The 22928-nt window shown below is 76.7% G+C and carries 11 protein-coding genes; 2 read left to right on the plus strand and 9 right to left on the minus strand.

The genetic code is table 11. The annotated features are described in order from the left end of the window. Nucleotides 1-52: 52 nt before the first annotated feature. The gene (locus EV189_RS11060; protein ID WP_130493044.1) at nt 53-1030 is read left to right on the plus strand and encodes an aldo/keto reductase; all 978 of its coding nucleotides are present in this window, start codon (nt 53-55) and stop codon (nt 1028-1030) included. On the opposite strand, the gene EV189_RS11065 is transcribed toward EV189_RS11060, so the two are convergent. Next, nucleotides 1024-4107, minus strand: coding sequence for a SpoIIE family protein phosphatase (locus EV189_RS11065; RefSeq protein WP_130493045.1), 3084 nt, complete (start codon nt 4105-4107; stop codon nt 1024-1026). The genes EV189_RS11060 and EV189_RS11065 overlap by 7 nt on opposite strands. A gap of 210 nt (nt 4108-4317) precedes the next feature. On the opposite strand from EV189_RS11065, the gene EV189_RS11070 reads away from it, so the two are divergent. After that, the gene (locus EV189_RS11070) at nt 4318-5103 is read left to right on the plus strand and encodes a SprT-like domain-containing protein (protein ID WP_130493046.1); all 786 of its coding nucleotides are present in this window, start codon (nt 4318-4320) and stop codon (nt 5101-5103) included. Nucleotides 5104-5446: 343 nt separating this feature from the next. On the opposite strand, the gene EV189_RS11075 is transcribed toward EV189_RS11070, so the two are convergent. From EV189_RS11075 to EV189_RS11110, 8 genes are all read right to left on the minus strand, one after another. Beyond that, entirely contained in the window at nt 5447-6748 is a 1302-nt protein-coding gene (locus EV189_RS11075; protein WP_130493047.1) for a multidrug effflux MFS transporter, read from the minus strand. 300 nt (nt 6749-7048) lie between these two features. Then, on the minus strand, nt 7049-8689 hold the full coding sequence (locus EV189_RS11080; protein WP_130493048.1) for a methyl-accepting chemotaxis protein: 1641 nt from the start codon (nt 8687-8689) through the stop codon (nt 7049-7051). A 168-nt stretch (nt 8690-8857) separates the two neighbouring features. Then, nucleotides 8858-10543 (minus strand): ribonuclease J, encoded by a 1686-nt coding sequence (locus EV189_RS11085; RefSeq protein ID WP_130493049.1) that lies wholly within the window; start codon nt 10541-10543, stop codon nt 8858-8860. An 11-nt stretch (nt 10544-10554) separates the two neighbouring features. Further along, nucleotides 10555-12195, minus strand: a complete 1641-nt coding sequence (locus EV189_RS11090) for a peptide chain release factor 3 (protein ID WP_130493050.1) — start codon at nt 12193-12195, stop codon at nt 10555-10557. 95 nt (nt 12196-12290) lie between these two features. Then, nucleotides 12291-15965 carry a hypothetical protein gene (locus EV189_RS11095; RefSeq protein WP_130493051.1) on the minus strand — a complete coding sequence of 1225 codons (3675 nt, stop codon included), beginning with the start codon at nt 15963-15965 and terminating at the stop codon, nt 12291-12293. After that, entirely contained in the window at nt 15962-19852 is a 3891-nt protein-coding gene (locus tag EV189_RS11100) for a hypothetical protein (RefSeq protein ID WP_130493052.1), read from the minus strand. The genes EV189_RS11095 and EV189_RS11100 overlap by 4 nt, the downstream gene beginning before the upstream one ends. Next, the gene (locus EV189_RS11105) at nt 19849-20904 is read right to left on the minus strand and encodes a hypothetical protein (RefSeq protein WP_130493053.1); all 1056 of its coding nucleotides are present in this window, start codon (nt 20902-20904) and stop codon (nt 19849-19851) included. The genes EV189_RS11100 and EV189_RS11105 overlap by 4 nt, the downstream gene beginning before the upstream one ends. After that, nucleotides 20901-22928 (minus strand): hypothetical protein, encoded by a 2028-nt coding sequence (locus tag EV189_RS11110; RefSeq protein ID WP_130493054.1) that lies wholly within the window; start codon nt 22926-22928, stop codon nt 20901-20903. The genes EV189_RS11105 and EV189_RS11110 overlap by 4 nt, the downstream gene beginning before the upstream one ends.

A 22928-nucleotide genomic window follows, 5' to 3' on the forward strand; every position in this document is an offset into this window, starting at 1 on the left:
CCCCCGGGAGGGCGGGCGCCGGGCTCGCCGGCGGCGGTGGTGGGATGGCCCCATGGAGTACACCCGTCTGGGCAGCACCGGCCTCGAGGTCTCGCGGATCGCCCTCGGCTGCATGAGCTACGGCGACCCCGCCCAGGGCACGCACGAGTGGTCGCTGCCCGAGGACGAGGCCCGGCCGTACTTCCGTCGAGCGCTCGAGCTCGGCATCACGCTGTTCGACACCGCGAACTCGTACTCCGCCGGCACCAGCGAGGAGTTCCTCGGCCGCGCGCTGAAGGAGCACGCGCGCCGCGACGAGGTCGTCGTCGCGACCAAGGTCTTCGGGCGGATGCACGACGGGCCGGGGGGCGGGGGGCTGTCGCGCAAGGCCGTCCTCGCGCAGTGCGACGCCAGCCTGCGCCGCCTGCAGACGGACTTCATCGACCTGTACCAGATCCACCGCTGGGACCCGTCCGTGCCGGTCGAGGAGACGCTCGAGGCGCTGCGCGACCTCGTCCGCGCCGGCAAGGTGCGCTACATCGGCGCCTCGTCGATGGACGCCTGGCAGTTCTCCAAGTCGCTGTACCTCGCCGACATCCACGGCTGGACTCGCTTCGTCTCGATGCAGGACCACTACAACCTCATCTACCGCGAGGAGGAGCGCGAGATGGTCCCGCTCTGCGCGGACCAGGGCGTCGGCCTGCTCCCCTGGTCGCCGCTGGCGCGCGGGCGGCTCGCCCGCCCGTGGGGCACGTCGACGGCGCGGGCCCAGACCGACGAGTTCGGCAAGGGGCTGTACGTCCAGCAGGAGCAGGCGGACCAGCGGGTCGTGGGCGCGCTGCAGGAGGTCGCCGGGGGGCGCGGCGTCCCCATGGCGCAGGTGGCCCTGGCGTGGCTGCTGTCCCGACCGCAGGTGGCCGCGCCGATCGTCGGCGCGACGAAGCCCCAGCACCTGGAGGACGCGGTCGCCGCCGTGGAGCTGCACCTCGAGCCCGCCGAGCTGGAGCGGCTCGAGGCGGGCTACGTCCCGCACGAGCGCGCGGGCTACTGAGCTCCGGCTGAGCCCTCGCCGGCTGCCTCGTCGACGGGCGCGGGTCCGTCCGTCCGGTGCAGCCGGACCGCGACCAGCGCGACGTCGTCCTCGGCGTCCGGCGGCAGCAGCCGCGCGAGCACGGCGTCGCAGAGCGCCTCGAGCGGCTCGGCCCCCAGCGCGGTGAGCGCCTCGCGCAGGTCGACCAGGCCGTCCTCGAGCGACTGGCCGCGCCGCTCGACGAGCCCGTCGGTGTAGAGCAGCACCGTGGAGCCGCGGTCGAGCACGGCCTCCCACTCGGTGCGCGTCGCGCTCGGGTCGATGCCGAGCAGCAGGTCGGCCTCGATGCCGGCCAGCAGCGAGACCACCCCGTCGGGGTTGATCACCATCGGTGGCGGGTGACCGGCGTTGGACCAGCGGATGCGGCTGATCTGCCGCTCGCGCTCGTCGTCGGTCTGCTCGAGCCGGGCCACCACCGCGGTCGCGGTCGTGCCGACCTGCAGGCCCTCGAGCGCGGCGTCGAGCCGGCTGAGGACGTCGGCCGGGCCCGCCTCGCTGGTGTACGCGATGCCGCGGAGCAGCCCGCGGACCTGCCCCATCGCCGCGGCCGCGCGCGTGTCGTGGCCGACGACGTCGCCGATGACGAGCACGGTGGTGCCGTCGGGCTGGAGGAAGGCGTCGTACCAGTCCCCGCCGACCTGGGCCTCCTCCGAGGCCGGGGTGTAGCGGACGGCGAGCTGGAGGTGGTCCGGCTGGGGCGGGTCGGTGAGCAGGCTGCGCTGCAGCTGCTCGGCGAGCGTGCGCTGCGAGTCGTAGAGCAGCGCGTTGTCCAGGGCCAGCGCCGCCCGGCGGGCGAGCTCGGCGGCCGTGTCCAGCTCGTCCGGCGTCAGCGGCACGTCCGGTCCGACCACGAGGGCGCCCAGGGCCCGTCCGCGCGCGACGAGGGGGACGGCGACCAGCGCGGAGCAGTCGAGCTGCGCGAGCAGGTCCGCGACCTCGTCCCCGAGCCCGTCGCGCAGGTCGCCGGAGGCCACGGCCGGGTGCCCGGTCCGCAGCGAGGTCTGCACCGGGGACTCCGCGGCGGTGCTGGCGGCGAGGGCGCGGCCCAGCGCGGTGACCGTCTCCCCCCGGCCGGGGTCGCGGGTCGTCGAGGCGTGCACGCGCAGCTCGGGACCGTCGAGCCGCCCGACCACCAGCGACCACTCGCCGAGCTGCGGCACGACGAGGCGGGCCAGCCGGGCGGCGGCCTCGCCGGCGTCGAGCGTCGTGGAGAGCGCCTCGCTGCCCCGCGCGAGCAGGGCGAGGCGCCGGCTCGCGGTCGCGGCCTGGTCCGCCGCCTCCCGGGCACGCTGGTACGCCGCGGCGTTGTCCGCGGCCAGCCCCGCCCGGTCGGCGAGCTCGACGAGCGTGTCGAGCTCCTCCGCCAGCAGCGGCCCGCGGGCGGGACCGGCGTACAGGTCGAGCAGGCCGAGCGTGCGGCCGCGCGCGCGCAGCGGCAGGAACACCGCGGTCGCGGGCGCGAGGGCGTCGAGCAGCTCGCGCGAGCGCGCGTCGGGCAGCAGCTCGGCGAGGCGCTCGCGGGCGTCGACCCGGACCAGCTGCGGCTCCCCCGTCAGCAGCGCCTGCCGGACGTAGGACGCCTCCTGCAGGTGGGGCAGGCGGGCGGCGAGGTACTCCTCGACCACGGGGCGCAGCTCGCGCTCCGCGTGCCAGGACGCCACCCCCTCGAGGCGGCCCTCGGCGTCGACGAGCGTGACCTCCGCCCAGTCGGCGAGCACCGGCACCGCCGCGACGGCCAGGCGCTGGAGCGCCTCGTCGAGCTCGAGCGTGGTGAGGTCGGCCGAGACCCGGGCGAGCAGCCGCATCCGGTCCGCGGTGCGCTCCAGGGCGCGCTCGGCGCTGCGCCGGGCGGTGATGTCGAGGAAGTAGACCGACAGCCCGTCGGCGGTGGGCCGCGCGCGCACCTCGAACCACGCGTCGAGTCCCGGGTAGTGCTCCTCGAACGCCTGCTCGACGCGGTCCTCCACGGCGGCGAGGTAGGCCCGGCCGAAGCGCGCCTCCCGCGCCCCGGGGAACTCCTCCCAGAGGTCGCGCCCCAGCAGCTCCTCCGAACGGCGCCCGAGGATGCGCTCGCCCTCGGCGTTGACGTAGGTCACCCGCCACTGCCGGTCGACGGAGAAGAAGCCCACGGCCATCGTGTCGATGACGCGGGCGGCCCGCTCACCGGCGTCACGCGCCTCCGTGGAGTCGTACGCCGCCCCCAGCAGGCGCTGCGGGCGCCCGTCGTCGCCGCACACGACGCTCCCCCGGGCGTGCACCCAGCGGAGCGCGCCGTCGGGACGGGTGATGCGGTACTCGGAGGAGAAGTCGCCGCAGCTCCCGACCGCGGCGGCGATGTCGCGCTCGAGCCCGGCGCGGTCCGCCGGCAGCACGTGCGCCCAGAACGCGTCGATGTGCACGACGGGCCGCTCGGGGTCGAGCCCGAAGACCGCGAGCAGGCGGTCGTCCCAGTCGAGCTCCCCGGTGGTGAGGTCCCACTCGAACGACCCGATGTCGGCGGCACTGAGGGCGAGGTCGAGCCGCAAGCGGCTGCGGGCGTACTCCGCGGCGACGGCGGTCAGCTCGAGCTGGGCCACCACGGGCTCGGCCAGCCCCTCGAGCACGGCGACGTCGTCGTCGCTCCAGGTGCGGTGCTCCGGCCCGTAGACGCACAGGGCACCGAGGACCCGGCCGGCGGAGTCCACGAGCGGCACGCCGAGGTAGGAGCGGACCGCGCCGGTCGTCACCGGTGGCAGCGCGCTCACGCGGGCGTCGTCGGCGGCGTCCTCGACGCGGAGCGGGGCGCGCAGCCCCGCGGTGACCGTGCAGAGGCTGTCCTCGCGCGGACCGGTGCCGCGCTCCGCGCGGCCGGCGACGCCGACCACGTGCTGGACGTCGGCGATGAGGGAGACCTGCGAGGAGGGCGCGCGGAGCAGCCGCGCCGCGAGGGCGGCGAGCCTGTCCAGCGCCGCGCTCCCGCCGCCCGGCGGGACGATGCGGCGGGCGGCGGCGACGCGCTCGGGGTCCCCGGCGAGGGCGTGCGCCGCGAGGTCCGTCACCGCCGCCCCCCCGTCCCTCGTCGCTGCTGGTCACCCGCTGCTGGTCCGTCGCTGCTCGTCCGTCGCTGCCGGTCCGCTGCGGCACCCGCTTCCCGACGCCGCTGCCGCACCAGGACAGTAGCGCCCGCCTGGGACCTCGCCGGTCCCCGACCTCGGAGGGCTGGGCGGGGGCGCGGGGCTCTGTCGGTGGCGCGGGGCACGATGGACGGCATGGACCTCGACGACGCCCGCCGGCTGGCGCAGGCCCTGCTCGCCGAGCACGGGCTGCACGACTGGACCTTCCGCTACGACCGGGCACGGACGCGTGCCGGGCTGTGCGACGCCCGGGCCCGGGTGGTGTCGCTCAGCCGCGCGCTGACCGAGCTGCACGACGAGGCCGAGGTGCGCGAGACGCTGCTCCACGAGGTCGCCCACGCCCTGGTCGGCCCGGGGCACGGCCACGACGCGGTCTGGCGCGCCACCGCCCGGCGGATCGGCGCGAGCGGGGAGCGCTGCGTGCCGGCGACCGCGGCGCGGGTCGAGGGCGAGTGGGTCGGGACGTGCCCGGCCGGCCACACGACCAGCGCGCACCGCAGCCCCGTCCGCGTCCGCTCCTGCCGGCGCTGCAGCGACCGCTTCTCCCTGGACGCGGTCTTCGCGTGGACGCGCGCCGGAGAGCCCGCCGACCTCCACCCGCGCTACCGCGCCGAGCTCGCCCGGCTGCGCGCCGCCGCGGCCGCTGCGGGCGGTCAGGGTCCGGACGCCGTCCCGGCGCCCCGCACGCCGGCGGCGCCGCTGCTCGAGGTGGGGGCGCGGGTGCTCGTCGTGGCGCCGGGGCCCTACCGCGGGACCCGCGGCACGGTGCTCAAGCGGGGGCGCACCCGCTACCACCTGCGCACGGCGAGCGGGGTCCTCACGGCCCCGTTCGCCGCGGTCGCCCCGCTGCCCGCGGCGCCGCGCTCCCCCGTCCGGGGGCGGCGCCACCCGTCCGTGGCGGCGCGGCACCCGCGCGTGTGACTCAGGTCAGCAGCGGGCACACCGATGCAGGTCCTCAGGACCCGGCACGGGCCGGACGGCGCCAGCGGCAGCAGCCGCGCGCTCCCCGGCCCGCGCGCCCGACGAGACGACAGGAAGGACCGGTCATGGACGACATCGACCTCGGTCCCTGGGACGACTGACCCAGCAGGACTGCACGACCCAGGACAGCAGGACGCACGACCAGTGGCCGCCCCGACCGGGGCGGCCGCTGCTGCACCCGGGCGCGGTGCCTGACCAGGGCCCGACCCGTGGACGACCGGTGCCCGACCAGTGCCGGGCTCGTGCCCGACCGAGTCCCGGCTCGGCCCGACGGGTGCCCCGGCTAGTGCCCGACCACGACCGGCAGGTCGGCGTACGACCGCGGGGCCTCGAGCGCCTGCTGCGGCCGGACGACGAGCAGGTGCACGGCGGCGGCGGTGCCGAGCAGGCCGGAGATGACAGCCCCCATGGCCAGGGCGTCGTTGCCGAGCAGGCCGACGAGCGGGGCCATGACCGCGCCGGAGAGCGACTGCAGCGTCCCCAGCACGGAGGCCGCCGTCCCCGCCGACTCGCCGTGCCGCGACAGCGCCATCGCGCCGGTGTTCGGGCCGACGAGCCCGCAGGAGACCAGCGTGAGGAAGAGCACGACGAGCAGGACGGGCAGGCCCCCGAAGCCGGTCGCGGTCACGGCGAGCAGTGCGACGGCGAGCACCACGGCGTACGCCAGGCTGGCACCGAGCAGCTGCTCGGGGCTCCACCGGCGCAGCAGCACGACGTTGAGCTGCGGGGTGCCGATGAGCGCGATGGCGTTGACCGCGAAGACCAGCCCGAACTGCTGCTCGGACAGGCCGTACTGGTCCTGCAGGACGAACGTCGAGCCCGAGACGTAGGCGAACACCACGCCCATGCTCGCCGCGGCGATGGTGGTGAGGCCGAGGAAGGCGCGGTCCCGCGCGAGGATGCGGTACGCCCCGGCGGTGTCCCGCATCCCGCCGGAGTGGCGCCGCCCGACGGGCAGGGTCTCGCGCAGCACCAGCCCCGACAGCAGGCCGAGGGCCGAGCCCAGCAGCGCGAGGGTGACGAAGATGCCGCGCCAGTCGGTCGTGCGGAGCAGGGCGGCACCGACGCTCGGGGCCAGCACCGGCGAGACGCCCACGACGAGGATGAGCCGCGAGATCATCGCCGCGGCCGCGGAGCCGGTGTAGAGGTCGCGGACCACGGCCATGGCCGTGACCGCGGCGGAGGCCGCGCCGAACCCCTGCAGGACGCGGAGCACCCCGAGCACCTCGACGGTCGGCGCGAGCGCGCAGAGGACGCTCGCGACGATGTGCACCGCGATGCCCGCGAGCAGCGGGCGCCGGCGGCCGAAGCGGTCGGACAGCGCGCCGACGACGAGCTGCCCGGCACCCGCCCCGAGCAGCGTCCCGGTGAGCGTGAGCTGCACCTGCGCGTCGGTCGTCGAGAGGCTGCGGGTGAGCGCCGGCAGGGCCGGGAGGTAGAGGTCGAAGGTGAACGGCTGCAGCGCCACGAGCAGGCCGAGCACGCCGATGAGCTTGAGCCGGGCGCGCGGCGTCGCGGGTGCGGTGGCGGAGGTGCCCCACCGCGCGGAGAGGGCGCGGACGCTGGACACGGACACGACGGACATGCAGAGCCTCGGGCTTCGGTGGTGCAGGCGGCGGACGGACGCAGCGCGGGGCGCCCCGGGCTGAGCTGGACGGGCAGCGAACGCATCGTCGCGGCACCGGCGGGGAGCGGGTCGTGACGACGGCACCTGCGACGGCACCTGCGACGGCACCGGCACGCACGTCCCGCTCCCCCATTGTGCCCGACCGACCGGTCGGGGACCAAGCGACTTTCGCCCCGTGTTGCGCGAGGCCCGTACGCTGCACGCTTCCCACCAGGAGAAGCACTCGTCGAGAATTGCGCAACTAGTCTTAGGCGAGGACTAGGGCTGGAGCCGGAAGCGCCCCACCAGCGCCGACAGCTCCCCCGACATCCGGGCCAGCTCGAGCGTCGCCTGCTGGGACTCGGTGACGCCCTGGCTCGTGCTGCGCGCCGCGTCCGCGACACCGGTGATGGTGCTGGCGATGGCGGAGGTGCCGGTCGCCGCCTCGGTCACGCTGCGGCTCATCTCGGCCGTCGTCGCCGACTGCTCCTCGACCGCCGAGGCGATCGTCGTCTGGAAGTCGGAGATGCGGGCGATGACGTCGGAGATCTGCTCGATGGCCGTCACGGCCCCGGCGGTGTCGGCCTGGATCGCCTGCACCCTGCGGGCGATGTCCTCGGTGGCCCGTGAGGTCTCCTGGGCCAGGTCCTTCACCTCGGAGGCCACGACCGCGAACCCCTTGCCGGCCTGGCCGGCGCGCGCCGCCTCGATCGTCGCGTTGAGCGCCAGCAGGTTGGTCTGCTCGGCGATCGAGGTGATGACCTTGACGACGTCCCCAATCTCGCTGGACGACGCGCCCAGCTGCCCGACGGTCGCCGTGGTCGCGGACGCGAGGGCGACGGCGTCGGAGGCGACGCGGGCCGCCTCCGCCGCGCTCTGGCCGATCTCGGCGATCGACGCATGCATCTCCTCGCTGCCGGCCGAGACGGTCGCCACGCTGGTCGAGACCTGGTCGGCCACCGCGGACACCGACTGCGCCTGCGCCGAGGACTCCTCCGCGGAGGCCGCGATCTGCGTGGTGACGGCCGACATCTGCTCCGAGGCGGTGGACAGCGAGGTCGCCGACCCCTCGATCGTCGTCACCGCGGCACGCAGCGACTCGACGGCGACGTCCAGCGCGCTGCCCATGCGGCCCACCTCGTCACGGCTGCGCAGCCCCGCCGTCCGCGTCAGGTCGCCCGCGGCCAGCGCGGTGCAGACCTCCTGCACCCGCCGCAGCGAGCGGGTGACCGCGCGGACGACGAGCACGCCCGCGCCGGTCGCGAGGAGCACGCCGAGCACGAGCAGCACCAGCACGAGCGTGCGGCTCGAGCGGTAGCCCGACAGCGCGCTCCCCGCGGCGTCCGCGGCGGCGTGGTCCTCGCTCGCGGTCAGTGCGTCGAGGCTCGTGCGCATCGTCTTCAGCAGCGGGACCGCCTCGGAGTCACGCAGCCGCTGCCACCCCACCATGTCGTTGCGCTGGCCGGCCGGCTCCATCCGCGTCTTCGCCAGGGTGAGGTACCCCTGCCAGGCCCCGCGGAAGGCACGGACGACCCCGGGGTCGCCGGCGGGGGTGCTGCCGTCGTACTCAGCGAGGGCGGCCGTGACCGCCTGCTCGTCCGCCGTGAGCGACTGGAGGTACTTCTCCATGGTCGCGTCGTCGGTGCTGATGGCGTGGTTCGCCAGGTCCACGCGGAACTGCAGGGCCGCGCGGTCGAGGTGCCCCAGGGCGCGGGTGCTCGCCATGTTGCTGCGGTAGATCGACTGGGCGGAGGAGCTGGCGCCGCCGAGCGCCCGCAGCCCGTTGACACCGACGGTGACCGCGACGACGAGCGCGCAGACGATCGCGGAGAGCACCTTCACCCCGACCGGCAGGTCGGCGAAGGAGCGGCGGTGCTGCAGGGAGGGGTCGGTGCTGACGGGGCTGCTGACGTGCCTCATGGCTCAGGTCTTCCTCGACGCCGGGTCGGGGAGGCCGCTGCTGGGCCCCTCCCGCTGACGAGGACACCGTCGGCGGCCGCCCGCGGCCGGACCACCTTTTCCCTGTCGCCCGATCGGGTCGCCCCGGCGCCCGCCCCGCCCGACGGCGGAGGCGGGCGCCGGTGTGACCTACTCCTCGATGACGACCGGAAGCACGATCGGGTTGCGCTTGTGCGCCCGCCAGGCCCACTGGGCCACGGCGCGGGAGATGATCTCCTCGAGCTGGCGCTGGTCGCCGATGCCCTCCCCCGCCGCCTTCTCGAGCGCCTGCTCGATGAGCGGGACGCTCTCCTCCACGACCTTCTCGTCGTGGACGAAGCCGCGGACGAGGAAGTCCGGGGGCTCGGCCAGCCGGCCCGTACGCGTGTCGACGATCGCGACGACGGTGATGACGCCCTCGGCGGCGAGCGTCAGGCGGTCCTTGAGGGAAGCCTCGGTGACCGAGCCGACGGTGGTGCCGGAGACGTAGACGAACCCGGCCGGGACCTTGCCCACGACCTTCGCGCGGCCGTCGACGAGGTCGACGACGACGCCGTTGTCGGCCAGCACGACGCGGTCGCGCTCCACGCCGGTACGGACGGCGATGTCGCCGTTGGCGCGCAGGTGGCGCCACTCGCCGTGGACCGGCATGACGTTGCTGGGCTGGACGATGTTGTAGCAGTACGACAGCTCGCCGGCGCTGGCGTGCCCGGAGACGTGCACCTTGGCGTTGCCCTTGTGCACGACGTTGGCGCCCCAGCGGGAGAGCCCGTTGATGACGCGGTAGATGGAGTTCTCGTTGCCCGGGATCAGCGACGAGGCGAGCAGCACCGTGTCGCCCTCGCCGATGCGGATGACGTGGTCGCGGTTGGCCATCCGGGACAGCGCGGCCATGGGCTCGCCCTGCGAGCCCGTGCAGACGATCGCGACCTGGTTGGCGGGCATCCGCTCCAGGGCCTTGAGGTCCACGACGAGCCCCTTGGGCACGTCGAGGTAGCCGAGGTCACGGGCGATGCCCATGTTGCGCACCATCGAGCGGCCGACGAACGCGACCTTGCGGCCGTGCTTCTGCGCCGCGTCGAGCACCTGCTGGATGCGGTGCACGTGGCTCGCGAAGCTGCTGACGATGACCCGGCGCGGGGCGGTCCGGAACACCTGCTCGATCGCGGGGTTGAGCTCGGCCTCGGAGACGGTGAAGCCCGGGACCTCGGCGTTGGTGCTGTCGGTGAGGAAGAGGTCGACCCCCTCCTCGCCGAGCCGCGCGAAGGCCCGCAGGTCGGTGATCCGCTTGTCCAGCGGGAACTGGTCCATCTTGAAGTCGCCGGTGTGGAGCACGAGCCCCGCGGCGGTGCGGATCGCGACCGCGAGCCCGTCGGGGATCGAGTGGTTGACCGCGACGAACTCGACGTCGAAGGGGCCGAAGCCGCGGCGGTCGCCCTCCTTGACCTCGACGAGGCGCGGGATGATCCGGTGCTCCTTGAGCTTGGCCTCGATGAAGGCCAGCGTCAGCTTCGAGCCGACGACCGGGATGTCCTGCCGCTCCTTGAGGAGGTACGGCACGCCCCCGATGTGGTCCTCGTGGCCGTGCGTGAGCACGATCGCGACGATGTCCTGCAGCCGGTCCCGGATGGCCGAGAAGTCCGGCAGGATGACGTCGACGCCGGGCTGGTGCTCCTCGGGGAAGAGCACGCCGCAGTCGACGACGAGCAGCTTGCCGTCGTGCTCGAAGACCGTCATGTTGCGGCCGATCTCGCCGAGGCCGCCGAGCGCGATGACGCGCAGGCCGCCGGCGGGAAGCTTGCCGGGACGGCCGAGCTCGCGGTGCGGGTTGTTCATGATCCTCCTGGTCACTGACCCGCGACGGAGCTGCCCACGAGGGGCTCCAGCAGCAGGTCGGGGTTCTCTCGCTTGACGGTGGTGTAGCGCCACCTGTTGACGAACAGGGCGAGCGCCTGGCCGTCCGAGCGCACCATGAGCTCGGCGCCGGGCAGGCGGGTGAGCTTGTCGGCGGCGTCGGGCGTCGTGCGCATCGCGAGGGAGTACTCGAGCGGCTCCATCGAGACGACGGCGCCGAACTCGTGCTCCATGCGGTAGGCCGCGACCTCGAACTGCATCGGGCCGACCGCGGCGAGGACCGGCGCCTGGTCGCCGCGCAGCTCGCTGCGCAGCACCTGGACGACGCCCTCCTGGTCGAGCTGCTCGATGCCGCGGCGGAACTGCTTGTAGCGGCCCGTGTCCTTGGCGCGGATCACGCTGAAGTGCTCCGGCGCGAAGCTCGGGATCGAGGGGAAGCGGACGGGCTCGTCGACGTAGAGCGCGTCGCCCACGCGCAGCGCGTTGGCGTTGACGAGCCCGATGACGTCCCCGGGGTACGCCGTCTCCACCGTCGTGCGCTCCCGGCCGAACATCGCCTGGGCGTACTTGGTGTGGAACGGCTTGCCGGTCGGCTCGTGCGTGACGACCATGCCGCGCTCGAAGACGCCGGAGACCACCCGGGCGTACGCGACCTTGTCGCGGTGCGCCTGGTCCATGCCGGCCTGCACCTTGAAGACGTAGGCCGAGAACGGCGCGTCGAGCGGGCGCTCGCCGCCATCGGCGGTCGGCTTCGCCGCGGGGGCGGGCGCGAGCTCGACGAGGGCGTCGAGCAGCTGGCGGACCCCGAAGTTCTGCACCGCGGAGGAGAAGAGCACCGGCGTCGCCTGCTCGGCGAGGTAGGCCTCCAGGTCGAGGTCGGCGTCGCTCGCGGAGAGCAGCTCGCTCTCCTCGACCGCCGTCACCCAGGCGTCGCCCTCGCGCTCCTCGGCGTCGACGGGCTTGAGCACCTCCTGGGGCGCGGCCTTCGCGCCACCTGCGGTGCGGGTGAAGCGGACGTACTCCCCCGTGCGCCGGTCGAGCAGCCCGCGGAAGTCGCCGGCGATGCCCACCGGCCAGTTGAGCGGGGTGCAGTGCAGGCCGATCGTGCGCTCGATCTCGTCGAGCAGCTCGAGCGCCTCCTTGCCGGGCCGGTCCCACTTGTTGATGACGGTGATGATCGGGACGCGCCCGGCGCGGCAGACCTCGAACAGCTTGAGCGTCTGCGGCTCGAGCCCCTTGGCGGCGTCGAGCAGCATGACCGCGCTGTCGACGGCCGCGAGCACGCGGTAGGTGTCCTCGGAGAAGTCGGCGTGGCCCGGGGTGTCGAGCAGGTTGATGACGGCGTCGCCGTAGCCGAACTGCAGCACGCTCGAGGTGATGGAGATGCCGCGGTTGCGCTCCATCTCCATCCAGTCGGACACGGTGCCGCGCCGGCCCGCCTTGCCGTGGACCGCGCCCGCCTCGGAGATGACGGCGGCGTGCAGCGCCAGCGCCTCGGTGAGCGTCGACTTGCCGGCGTCGGGGTGGGAGATGACCGCGAACGTGCGCCGCCGCGAGCCCTCGGCCACCGCCGAGCCGGGAGATCCGCCTGCCGTCGTCGAGGCAGCGGGAAGGGTCTCCGCAGGGGGGGTCATCGCGTCGCTGGTCCTGTCCTCGTCCGCTGTCCTCGTCTGCGGCGACCTCCAGCCTACCCGTCCCGGGCCCCGCGCCGCTGGGGGCGGCGCTCGGCTCAGGCCCACTCGATGCTGCGGGCGGCGACGTGCGGTGATCGCAGGACCAGGTCGCGCAGGTCCGTGGGCACGAGGTGGCCGGGCTCGGAGCGGACGTCCGGCGTACCGGCTCCGGCGACGACGGCGAGCAGCAGCTGGCGCGCCCCGACCCCGCCGACGCGCGCCAGGTCGAACTCCACGACCTGCGGCGCCCCGGCCCAGACCGGCGCAGCCGGCCGCTGCACGGTCAACGAGACCGGCCGCCAGGGCGCGAGCGCCGCCTGCATGGCGACGAGCACCCCGGGACCCGGCGAGGGGAGCAGCAGGGTGGCGACGGCCGCCGCGAGGCCGGGGACCGGCCCGGCGCCCCAGGTCGTGGGGTCGGCCGGGAGGTCGAGCACGAGCAGGGCGACGCCCACGTCGGCCGGCGCCACGGGGACGGCCCCCCGGGCGTGCAGGCAGACCTCGATCGTGGCTGTCGTGCCCGGCACGGCCACGCTCGCCGGCGACTGCGCCGGCGCCGTCGGCCCCTTCGGCCGCGGCGTCGCCATGCCCACGAGCCGCTCGACGAGGTCCCCCTCGGTCGGCGGCCCGGCGGAGGTGGCCCACGGCGCCGACCACCAGGCGGCCTGCACCGCGGCGTCCCCCCACAGCGCGGCGTCGACGAGGACGGCGTCGGAGAGCCCGAGCGACACGCGCAGGGCGCGCAGCCGGCGCTGGAACGGCCCGCTCCACCGCCCGTCCGGCACGACGAGGGGGTCGATGCCGTGCAGCGCCGTCTGCAGGGCCCAGAGCGCGAACCGGTCGCTCGGCGCCGCGCGCCACGGCAGTGAGGAGGGCGCCGGGAGGGGCACGGTCCCGCTGGGGCGCACCCGCACGTCGGGGCTCGCGTGCCAGAGCAGCGTCCCCACGGCCGTCCCGTCGGGGTGCGGCGCCGGCGCGCCCCGCGGCGTGCGGAAGTCCCGGTTGCGCGCCGCGGCCCAGTCGAGCGCCCACTCCGGGTCCTGCGCGCCGGGGCGCGGCGGGAGCGGGTCGGTCAGGTCGACCGGCCAGCCGCGCCGGGTGTCCCACGGGTGCACGCGGAGGTACGTCAGCTGCTCCACCGGCCGGTCCAGCTGCAGCTCCCACGCCCCGCGGGCCTGCAGCGCGGCGCGCAGCAACCGCAGCCGGCCGCCCTGCGGCAGCGGCCACGAGCCGATCGCGAGGTCCTGGACCGGCGCCTCGGGCAGCCCGTCGTCGAGCAGCGTCCACGTCCAGCCCGGCGTGGTGCCGGTGAACGACAGCCTCCCGCGGTACGCGCCGAGCGCCGTCCCGACGTAGACGACCTCGGGGTGGTCCGGGTCGACGACCACGGCGTACGCGCGCGGCCGCGGCGCCGCCCCGGCACCCGGCGCCGTGGGCAGCTCGCAGGGCCAGAACGTCCCGCGGCTCTTCGGCTCCCCTGGGCGGGGCGGTCCGCCGTCGAACCACCACAGCGGCTGCACCGGCTCGCTGGTCGCGAGGTAGAACGAGCCCAGGTCGGCGCGCGCAGGGTCGTGGACGGCCAGGTCGTTGAGCGTGCCCTCGAAGGGGAGCCGCCCGCTGACCAGGTGGTCCTGCGGTGAGGCGTCGTCGCGCTTGTCGATGGTCGTCCGCGTCCACGGGCTGCCGGCCGCTGGACGCTGCAGGACGTGGACGGCGCCCTTCGTCACGGCGTACAAGCGGTCGGCGCTCGCCCAGCGCAGCGCGCGCACGCCGTCGCCCGGGCCGCCCGCGCCCGCGGGGAGCACGTCCTTGGTCCGGCCGCCGGAGGTCCCCCGCGGGTTCGTGCCGGAGGGCAGCGTCACCCAGGCGGGCCGGCGGTCGAAGGCGGCCGTCCCCCAGCCGGTCGCCAGCCAGACGCGGGTGGTGCCGATCGCGAGCGCGACGCCCGAGCCGGTCGCGAGCACCGCGGGCGCGGAGTAGAACGACGAGCCCGCGTCCTCCTTGACGTCGTCGCCGGAGCGCGACCCCTCGGGTGGCACCGGGCCCATGGCGTGCGCCTCGTCGCCCCAGTCGGCCTTGGTGAACTGGTGCACCCACCGCCCGCCCTGCAGCGGGTGGAAGGCGACGCCGCCGCCGTCGCCGCCGTGGACCAGGCGCCAGGCGCTCTCCCCGACCCGCAGCTGGGTGCCGTTGTCCTGCACCCCCGCGAGCACCGGGCCGTCGCTGGTGGGGTGGCAGGCGACGAACCCGGCCTCCGTGGCCTGCATGCCGTCCGCGCGGGCGGCGTACGTGCCGGGGTCGCCGTCGTGGTCGGAACGGAAGACCCCGCCGTCGCAGCCGACGAGGACGCTGGACGCCGTCGCTCCGGTGGGCGTCGACCAGCGGATGCGGTGGACGTCGGCGTGCACGCCGCTGCCGGTCCAGCTCGTCCATCCGGCCAGGCCGCTCGGCCAGCGGCCGGAGGCGGGTGGGGATGCGGCGAGGCGGAACCTCCACAGCGCGGCGTCCCACTCGCCGTCCGGGCTGGTCACGCCGGCGCCGCCGATGACGACGCGGAGCGGGTCAGCGGGGTCGACGGCCAGGGCGAGGTCGTAGTGGCCCTGCTTGGCGAAGACGTTCGGATCCTTGGGCAGCGGACCGACCGGTCGGACGGCGCCGTCCCCGTCGACGCGCCACAGCCGGGCCGGACCGGACGCGAGCACGTAGAGGACCTCGGGGTTGCCGGGCGCAGCCGCCAGCCCGATGCGGGCGGCGGTGAGCTTCGCCCCGCCGAGCGGCACCCGGGCGAACGTCGCTCCCCCGTCCGTGCTCAGCCAGAGCCCCTGCAGCGTGTCCGGCTGCCCGGCGCCGGCGACCGCGACCCACAGGCGGGAGCCCCCTGCGGCCCGGGGCACCCAGACGACGTCGGTGGCGACGAGCCCGGTCGTCCCGTCCGCGGCGGGCACCGGCCAGGTCGGCGAGGCGAGCAGGCTCCACGCCCCGGTGCCGGGGTCGCGCAGGTGCACCCCGCGCATCGTCGCGGCGGCCAGCCGACCGGGCGTGGCCGGGTCGCGGGCCAGCGCGAAGGAGCCCGCCCCGCGCAGCCCCGGGTACGTCCCGGCGGGCTGCGCCTCGTGGGTCCACGCGACGACCGGTCCGGCCGCGGCCGGACCGGTGGCGTGGAGCACGCCGACGCCCCCGTAGTGCGCGCCGACGCCCTTGTCCGTGACCGTGCGCCGCGGCATCCCCTCCCCGGTCGCGACGAACACCTCGTCGGCGGCGGCGCTCGCCCCGAACTCCACGTGCAGCGCCCCGCAGCTCAGCGTGAAGGAGCCCGGCGCGACGTCGGCCTGCGGGGTGGAGGAGTACGGCCCCACCGCGCGCCAGTGGCCGCCACCGTCCTCGGAGTACCAGAGGCCGCCGAGCGCGGAGGCGGCGTAGACGCGGGTGCCGTCCGGGGAGACGGCGAGGTCCTTGACGCGCCCGGCGACGCGCGGGGCGCCGTCGGTCTGACCGCGCAGCGTCCCGGTCGGGCCGAGCGGCTGCCAGAGGTCGGCTCCCGCTGTCGGCGGAGCAGCAGTCGAGGGAGCAGCAGCGGGGTGGGCAGCGGTCGGGTGGGCGGACGCCGAGCGCTGCACCGGCAGCGCCCCGGGCACCGCGCGCGGGATGCCGCGACCGGCGTTCCACGCCAGGCGCTCGGCCGCCCGCCCCCGCCGCCCGCGCGGGCCGCGCGGCCACGCGTACCGGCTCACGGCGCCTGCTCCGGTGCCACGCGGATCCACCCCTCCCGCAGCACGCTCGCCCGGTCGGGCAGCAGCGCCGACTGGGTGGCGGCGAGGATCGCGTCGTCCCGCCACCCCAGGGCGCCCTCCCGGCTGGTGAGCACCTGGTCCTGGCCGAGCGCCGCCACCCGCGGCAGCCGCACCTCGCCGGGGTCGAGGAGGACGGGCCCGACGCGGACGGACGGGGACAGGCGCTCCAGCCCGGGCGCGAACCACGCCCGCGACAGCCCCACCGAGCTGCGCGGCAGCAGACCCGAGGTCAGGTGCGCCCGGGCACCCGGCAGCAGCAGGAGGGTGACCAGGCGCGGGACGCCCGGCACGAGCTCGAGCAGCTCGGAGCCTTGGAGGTACGGGTGGAGGATCTCCTGCCGCGCCGGCACGACGGGCGCGGTGCCCCACGGGGCGAGGTGCCCCTTCCGGCGCCCGGCCTCGAGGGCGAGGTCGCGCACCGCGGCGTCGACCGGGTGGAACGTCGAGAAGTCGTCGTCCACCCACCAGCCGAGCACGCCGTCGTCGCTGCGGGTCAGCTCGCCGATGCGCACCCGCACGCGGAGCGCGGCCAGGGCGGCGTACGCGGCGGCGCGCGCCGCCCGCCCGGCGTCATCGAGCGTCAGCACGGCGAGGTCGTCCTGGACCTCGAGCCCGACGACGGCGCGCACGACCGCGACCGGTCGCCCCGTGATCGAGCCGAGCCCGGACGAGCCGGCCCCGGCGACGGGGTCGACGGTCCACAGCGTCGTGTCGACCGCGCGGAGGAACGCCGCCAGCGCGGACTCGGTCACGTCCGGCGGCAACCCCGGGTCCCCCGCCGGCAGGCCCCGGCGGGCAGCGGCGTCCGCCGCCACGAGCCCGGCGGCGAGCATCCCGAGCGCGCGGGCTCCGGGAGGCAGTCCGGCTGACGGCGGCGCGTCGGCCGGGAGCGGGCGGCCGGGGGCGGGCTCCCACACGACGCCGCCCCCGGTGGGCTCGGGCAGCAGCTCGCCGAGCGGAGTGCCGTCCGCGGCGAAGACCTCGACGGACTCGTCGACGTGGTCCGGCAGGAGGAACCCGGAAACCGGGTCGACCTGGTGGGCGGGGTCGATCTCGTCGACGACGGCGTCCGCCGCCCCTGCCGGGCTGGTGGCGGCCGCGTCGACGAGGCGGAGCACGCAGCGCGCGGGCGCCTGCAGCCGCGGCGGGCGGACGAGCGTCGCGGGTGGCGCCCCGTCGGGGGGCGCGAGCCGCGCGGGCACCCGGGCGGAGTCGAGCGGGACGTCCAGCGTGCGGCCGAAGGCGTCGACCACGCGCAGCCGGGTGAGCGTCACTGCTCCCCCGGCCAGCAGGTCCGGCGGCCCCACCGGCGCCGGCAGCGCGGTCGTGCCGTCCGGGCCGCGCGGGCGCAGCGCGGTCCGTGGCAGGCCGAGCAGCGCAGTGCGCACGCCGTCGAGGGAGGCGCTGACGAGGTCGAGCCCGGCGACGCGGCCGGCGAGCGCGGCCAGCTGCGCCTCGGTGGCCTCGTCGGCCTCGCCCTGGTCCGTACGGTCCCGCGCGTCCTCGTCCTGCAGCCACCGCGCGACCGCGCCCGCGAGGGCGTCGCCCGGCGCGGCGGTCAGCGGGCTGCGGCCGCTGACGACGCGCGGGGTGCCGGCCAGTGGTGCTGCAGGCTCGAGGTCGACGCCGCCGAGGGTCCAGCCGGAGAGGTCGGGCGCCACCTCGACCGCGACCTCCCACTCGAGCCAGAGCGGCAGCCACGGCTGGGCCCAGGAGGTGAGGGCGACGAGGTCGGGCTCGACCCCGTCGAACAGCGAGTGCAGCCGCAGCTGCTCGAGCAGCTGGAGCGCCAGGCCGTCGACGTCGCCGCGCGCGGTGGTGGCGCCGTACGCCCCGGCGCCCCCGACGTAGCCACCCTCGGGGGTGAAGCGCAGCGCGACCTCGGCGGCGAGGCGACGGCGCACCTGCGCCGGCTCGGCGCCGGGCATGCCGGCCGCGCCGTCCGCGGACAGCCGGTCGACGAGGTGGGGCGAGAGCAGCAGCGCCTCGCGGGCGAGGGCGAGCATCTCCTGCGGGAGAGCGCCGGACCCGAGCGTCGGCAGCAGGTCCGCGCCGTCGACCACCCCGGTGTACGCCGTCCCGACCTGCGAGGCGCGCCGGCAGGCGAGGCGCTCCGAGGGGTCGGCCCGGCCGTCGCCGCCGTGCCGCCTGCTCCGGCGGGCGCCGGCGACCCCGGCGACGGGGTCGATCGGCAGCCAGCGGGGCGGTGCGGGGCGTTCGACGCGCTCCTCGGCGCCCGCGACGGTGGCCGCGGGGGCGGGCCTGCTCGGCGGGACGATGCCGCCGGTGAGCGCGATGGTCTCGGCCGCGCTCTCGACGACGAGCTCGCTGACGGCACGCTTCGCCTGAGCGAGCACGAGCACCGGGCGGCGGCCGGGTGTCGCCCCCGCGGAGGGCCGTGGCGGCCGGGCGGGGACGGAGGCCCGGCCGCTCTTCGCGCGGTCGACCAGTGGCGGCTCGCCGCTCGGGATGCCGGCGAAGCCCCCGGCGTGCTCGCGCGCGTCGAGGTCCGCGACGCCGTCGGGCGAGGAGAGCTCGCGCACCAGCCCGGTCGTGAACGCGGTCAGCAGCCGCTCGACCGCGCGCCGCGCGTCCAGGTCCTCCCCCAGCGGGCCGGCCACGCTCGCCGCCACCAGGTCGTCGACCTGCTCGCCGAGGGCGAGGGCCAGGGACTCGGACGCGGGGCGCAGGTCGGGGGCCACGGCCCCGCCCACGACGGGCAGCGGCACGCCCAGCACCGCGCCGTGCACGAGCGTCGAGGCCTCGACCCCGGCGCCGATGCCCGTGAACCAGCTCGTCGCCTCCTGCGCGAAGACCGCCGACCCGAGCGACTGGAACGCGCTGACGGTGGAGGAGCGCAGCACCGCGCCGGGAGGGCGCGCGCCCAGAGCCAAGGGCTCAGCGCGACGGAAGGCGTCGACCGGCCGCTCCAGCCGGCTCGCGACCGGCACGCCGAGGTCGGCCAGCCGGTCCAGCGGGCCCTGCCGGTGCGTGTGCTCGGTGCCGCCGCCCTCGACCACGCGCCACCCGAGCCCCGCCGTCCGCTCCGCGAGCCCGCCCTCGGTGCGCACCCCGTCGAGCGGGTCGAGCGCGGGGTCGCTCCACCACCCCACGACGACGTACGTCGCGGAGCCGCCCGCCGGCCCGCCCGGCAGCGCGCCGCCGAGCTCGGGGTCGGCCGCGAGGTCGTCGAGCGGGTCCACCCAGGCGAGCCGGCCGAGCGAGGCGTCGTACGCCCCGGTCCAGGTCGGCGACCCGCCGGCCGCGCCGGTCAGCTCGGCCGGCGCGAGGGTGCGGGCCGGGAGCTGGTCGGGCAGCGGCGTGCCGGTGAAGCCCTGGGCGAGGTCGCGGACCGTCGCGGTCGCGGCGTCGAGCAGCCAGCCGCGGACCGCGGCGGGGCCGCCCTTCGCGCCGAGCACCAGCCGGAGGACCGCCCAGCGGTCCGGCAGCGGGGGCATGCCGAGCCCACCGCCGCTCGACCCGCGCGGGTCGCGCAGCGTGCCGCGGAGCAGCGCGTCGGGTGCGGCCCACTGCAGGTGCACGCCGGGCGCGCGGGCCGCGCCGTCGGCGAAGGGCGCAGGGCCGTCCACGGCGGTGGCGTCCTCGGCCGCGCCGGGGGACAGCGGCGAGGGCACGACGACCGCGGGCTCGGCATCGCCGGGCGAGACGACGAGGGCCTGGACGTCGACCGGGACGAGGACGCGCGGCTCGCGCAGCAGGCCCCCGTCCCAGGTGGCGAGCACGGAGGCCGGCTCGGCGGTGCGGGCGAGGGCGCTCCACGCCGCGGTGGACATCGTCTTCGCGGCGAGGTCCGGGTCGTAGCTCACTGGTCCTCCCCGAAGCGGAGCGCGAGGTCGGCGAAGTGCAGCCGCGGCACGAACACCGCGTCGTCGGGCAGGGGCGGGCCGCCGGCCAGCGTGCGGTCGCCGAACACCGCGCGCCACGGGAACCGCAGCATCTGCAGGGCGAACTCCGCGGAGTCCAGCCGCGGCCCGAGGGGCGGCCGGCTCGCGGGAGGGAGCGCCCCCGCCGCCGCGCTCATCCGCCGGGCCAGCTCGCGCAGGTGCATGACGCCGGGAGCGCCCGCCCGGAAGGGCACGGTGACGGGCGTCTCGGGCACCACGTCGGCGCTCGTGCGCGGGTCGCGCAGGAGCACGTGCGCGCCGGCGCGGGTGTCGTCCGGCGTGGACTCGAGCACGCCGAACTGCACACCCGCACGAGGTTCCTCGAGGTGCACGACCTCGGGGACGCCGTCGAAGAGCACGAGCAGGACGGCCGGGGCCAGCCGCTCGAGGCGCAGCAGGCCGAGCTTCCCGAGCCGCGCGTCGTCCCCGTCGCCCACGGCACGGTCGGGCGTCTTGCCGGGCTCGGCGAGGTTGTCGCGGGCGTACCCCCGCACGTGGAGGGCGGGCCAGCCCGACACCAGCTGCGAGCGCAGCAGGAAGCCCGCGACGGTGCCGGCGGCCCCGGTGGGGACCGCCGCGCCGGCGGCGACCCCGGGCAGCCGGACCAGCCGCTCGGCCTCGTCGACCTCGTCGCGGACGGTCGGGTAGAGCGCAGTGAGCGCCGCCCGGTCGGCCGTCGTCACGGTCCCCACCGAGAGGGCGCCCTCGACGAGCGCGTCGGTCCACCCGCGGTCGACGTAGAAGAACCGGATCGACTCCGGCGGCAGCAGCGCTGCGTCCGCGACAAGGTGGCCGAAGGGCACGCCCTCGAGCAGGCGCAGCCGGGCGAGCCAGAGCCGCAGGTCGCGGGGCACGACCCGCGGCCCCGGGTCCGGCGCGTCGGTGTCGAGGTCGGCCACGAGCTCGGCCGCCGCCGCCGCGACGGCGAGCTGCAGCAGCGCGGTGACCTGCTGGCCCGTGGTCGCCCGGATCATGCCGGCCCGCCCTGGTCCGCCGGATCCAGGCGGCGTACGCCCTGGACCCCCCGCGCCGCGGCCTGGGCCACCTGCCCCGCCTCGCGCTCGAGCACCGAGCGCAGGGCGAGCTGCTCGCCCTCCTCGCCGACCTGCGCCCGCTGCACCCCGGCGGCGGTGAGCCGCGCGAGCAGGTCCGGCCCGTCGACGTCGGCGAGCTCGGCCAGGCCGACGCCGGCGAGCGCGGCGGCCAGCGGCGTACGCCCCTCGAGCAGGCCGTCGAGGACGCCCGCCGCCGCACCCGGGTCGGCGAGCGGGCGCGGGTCCCCGGGGATGACCTCCGGGGCGTCGCCGAGCACGGTGACGAGCGCGCGGGCCGCGCGGGCGCCGAGCGTGGCCGAGGCCGCCGTCCCCGTGAGCGGGTCGACGGCCTCCGCGGCAGCGCGGAGCCGGTCGGGCAGGGCGGAGGTCGTGCTGCCGCCGACGGCGCGGACCCGGGCCGCGCCGTACGCCTCCTGGCGCCAGCGCGAGAGCGCGCCCACGACGGCCGGCTGGGCGAGGGCGAGCAGCCGCCCGATCTCGAACGCCGCCGCGTAGCCCAGGTCCTCGCTGCCGTCCGGCACGACCCGGCGCAGCTGGTCGGCGTGGTGGGTGAGCGGCAGCGCGGGCAGGCCCTCCGGCTGGTCGGGGTCGGGCTCGACGCGCGGCACGGGAGCAGGCGCGAGCGGGCCGCGGAACCACGCCTGGCCGGTCTCCCCCCGCCGGCCGTGGGCCTCCAGCCGGACGTGGCCCGTCTCGGCGACGAGCGGCAGCGGCCGGGGGCTGACGGGCTCGGACGCCACCGCCTGCGCGGGGCTGCCGGGCCCGACGGGGTCCCCGTCCGGCGTCTCGGGCCCGGTAACGACGTGGCCGAGCAGGCGCACGTGCAGCTCGCTGGCGAGGGTGCGGAAGTCGCCGGTGCCGGCGCAGTCGAACGACCAGTAGGCCAGGACCGGGAAGCGCTTCGGCTCGTCGAAGAGCCGCGGCGGGATGGCGAACGCCGCGCCGAGCTCCATCTTCGCCCTCAGCCCGGAGACGCCGAGCGGCTCACCGGCGCTCTCGAGCGCGGATGCCCAGCCACCGCCGGTAGGGACCGCGGTGCCCGTCGCGGCCGTGACGAAGGTGGAGCCGGAAGCCGTGTGCGGGGCGGCGAAGCCGGGGGCCGCTTCCTCGATGTCGAGCGCGCCCTCGGCCTCGCGCAGCGCGGACGGGAGCCGCATGACCGCGGGGTCGAAGGCGACCTCCGGCTGCAGGTCGGCGCGGACGTCGACGACCGAGATCACCCGGTCGTACAGGTCGTCGTGGGCGAGCGGCGGGTTCGTCGGCAGGACGTCGAGCTGGCCCTCGAGGTTGACCAGGCAGGCGAGGTAGTGCCCACCCGGCTGCGGCAGCCGGTTGCCCAGCACGACGGCGAGCCACCCGTCGTCGTCGCCCAGCGCGAGCTCGGTGTCGCGCAGGTCGACCGCGCGCACCGAGCAGAGCAGAGCCAGGTCCTCGCGGGTGGGGAACGTCCGCTGCACGACCGAGAGCGGCACCTCCAGGCAGCTGGTGCGGGCGACGTCCGCCTCCCCCGGCGGCAGCACGGCGTCGGCCGAGACGCACTCGGCGACCGGGACGTCGTGGCGCAGCTGTCCCTCCCCCTCCGCGACGAGCACGAGCGCGAGCCACGGCGTGGGCGGTGGGTCGTCGGGTCCGGGCACGCTGCCGTCGACGGGCAGGTCGGGCGAGCGCTCCCACGGCAGCGTCCGGCGGCGCAGCACGACCTGCGGGAGGCGGGAGGCGAAGTAGCCCGTCGCCCGCGCCGGCGGGTACGTGCTGAGCACCTGGTCCGGCGGCAGGGCGAAACGCGGGCCGGTCACGACGACGCGCGTCCGCAGGTCCTCGACGGGTCCCGGCAGCCCGCTCGTCGCCCCCGTCAGGAGGTACGAGCCGGCGGGCACAGGGGGGACGGCGTACGGGTAGAGCGCGAAGGTCCCGGGCGCGGGGAGTGGGGGCTCGCTGGGCAC

It is taken from the genome of Motilibacter rhizosphaerae (assembly GCF_004216915.1).
Taxonomy (GTDB): Bacteria; Actinomycetota; Actinomycetes; order Motilibacterales; family Motilibacteraceae; genus Motilibacter; species Motilibacter rhizosphaerae.

Excerpts from the sequence above, each read along its gene's own strand:
- EV189_RS11060 (WP_130493044.1), top strand. The coding sequence starts at position 53 with ATGGAGTACACCCGTCTGGGCAGCACCGGCCTCGAGGTCTCGCGGATC.
- EV189_RS11070 (WP_130493046.1), top strand. The coding sequence starts at position 4,318 with ATGGACCTCGACGACGCCCGCCGGCTGGCGCAGGCCCTGCTCGCCGAG.
- EV189_RS11075 (WP_130493047.1), bottom strand. The coding sequence starts at position 6,748 with ATGTCCGTCGTGTCCGTGTCCAGCGTCCGCGCCCTCTCCGCGCGGTGG.
- EV189_RS11080 (WP_130493048.1), bottom strand. The coding sequence starts at position 8,689 with ATGAGGCACGTCAGCAGCCCCGTCAGCACCGACCCCTCCCTGCAGCAC.
- EV189_RS11085 (WP_130493049.1), bottom strand. The coding sequence starts at position 10,543 with ATGAACAACCCGCACCGCGAGCTCGGCCGTCCCGGCAAGCTTCCCGCC.
- EV189_RS11090 (WP_130493050.1), bottom strand. The coding sequence starts at position 12,195 with ATGACCCCCCCTGCGGAGACCCTTCCCGCTGCCTCGACGACGGCAGGC.
- EV189_RS11105 (WP_130493053.1), bottom strand. The coding sequence starts at position 20,904 with ATGATCCGGGCGACCACGGGCCAGCAGGTCACCGCGCTGCTGCAGCTC.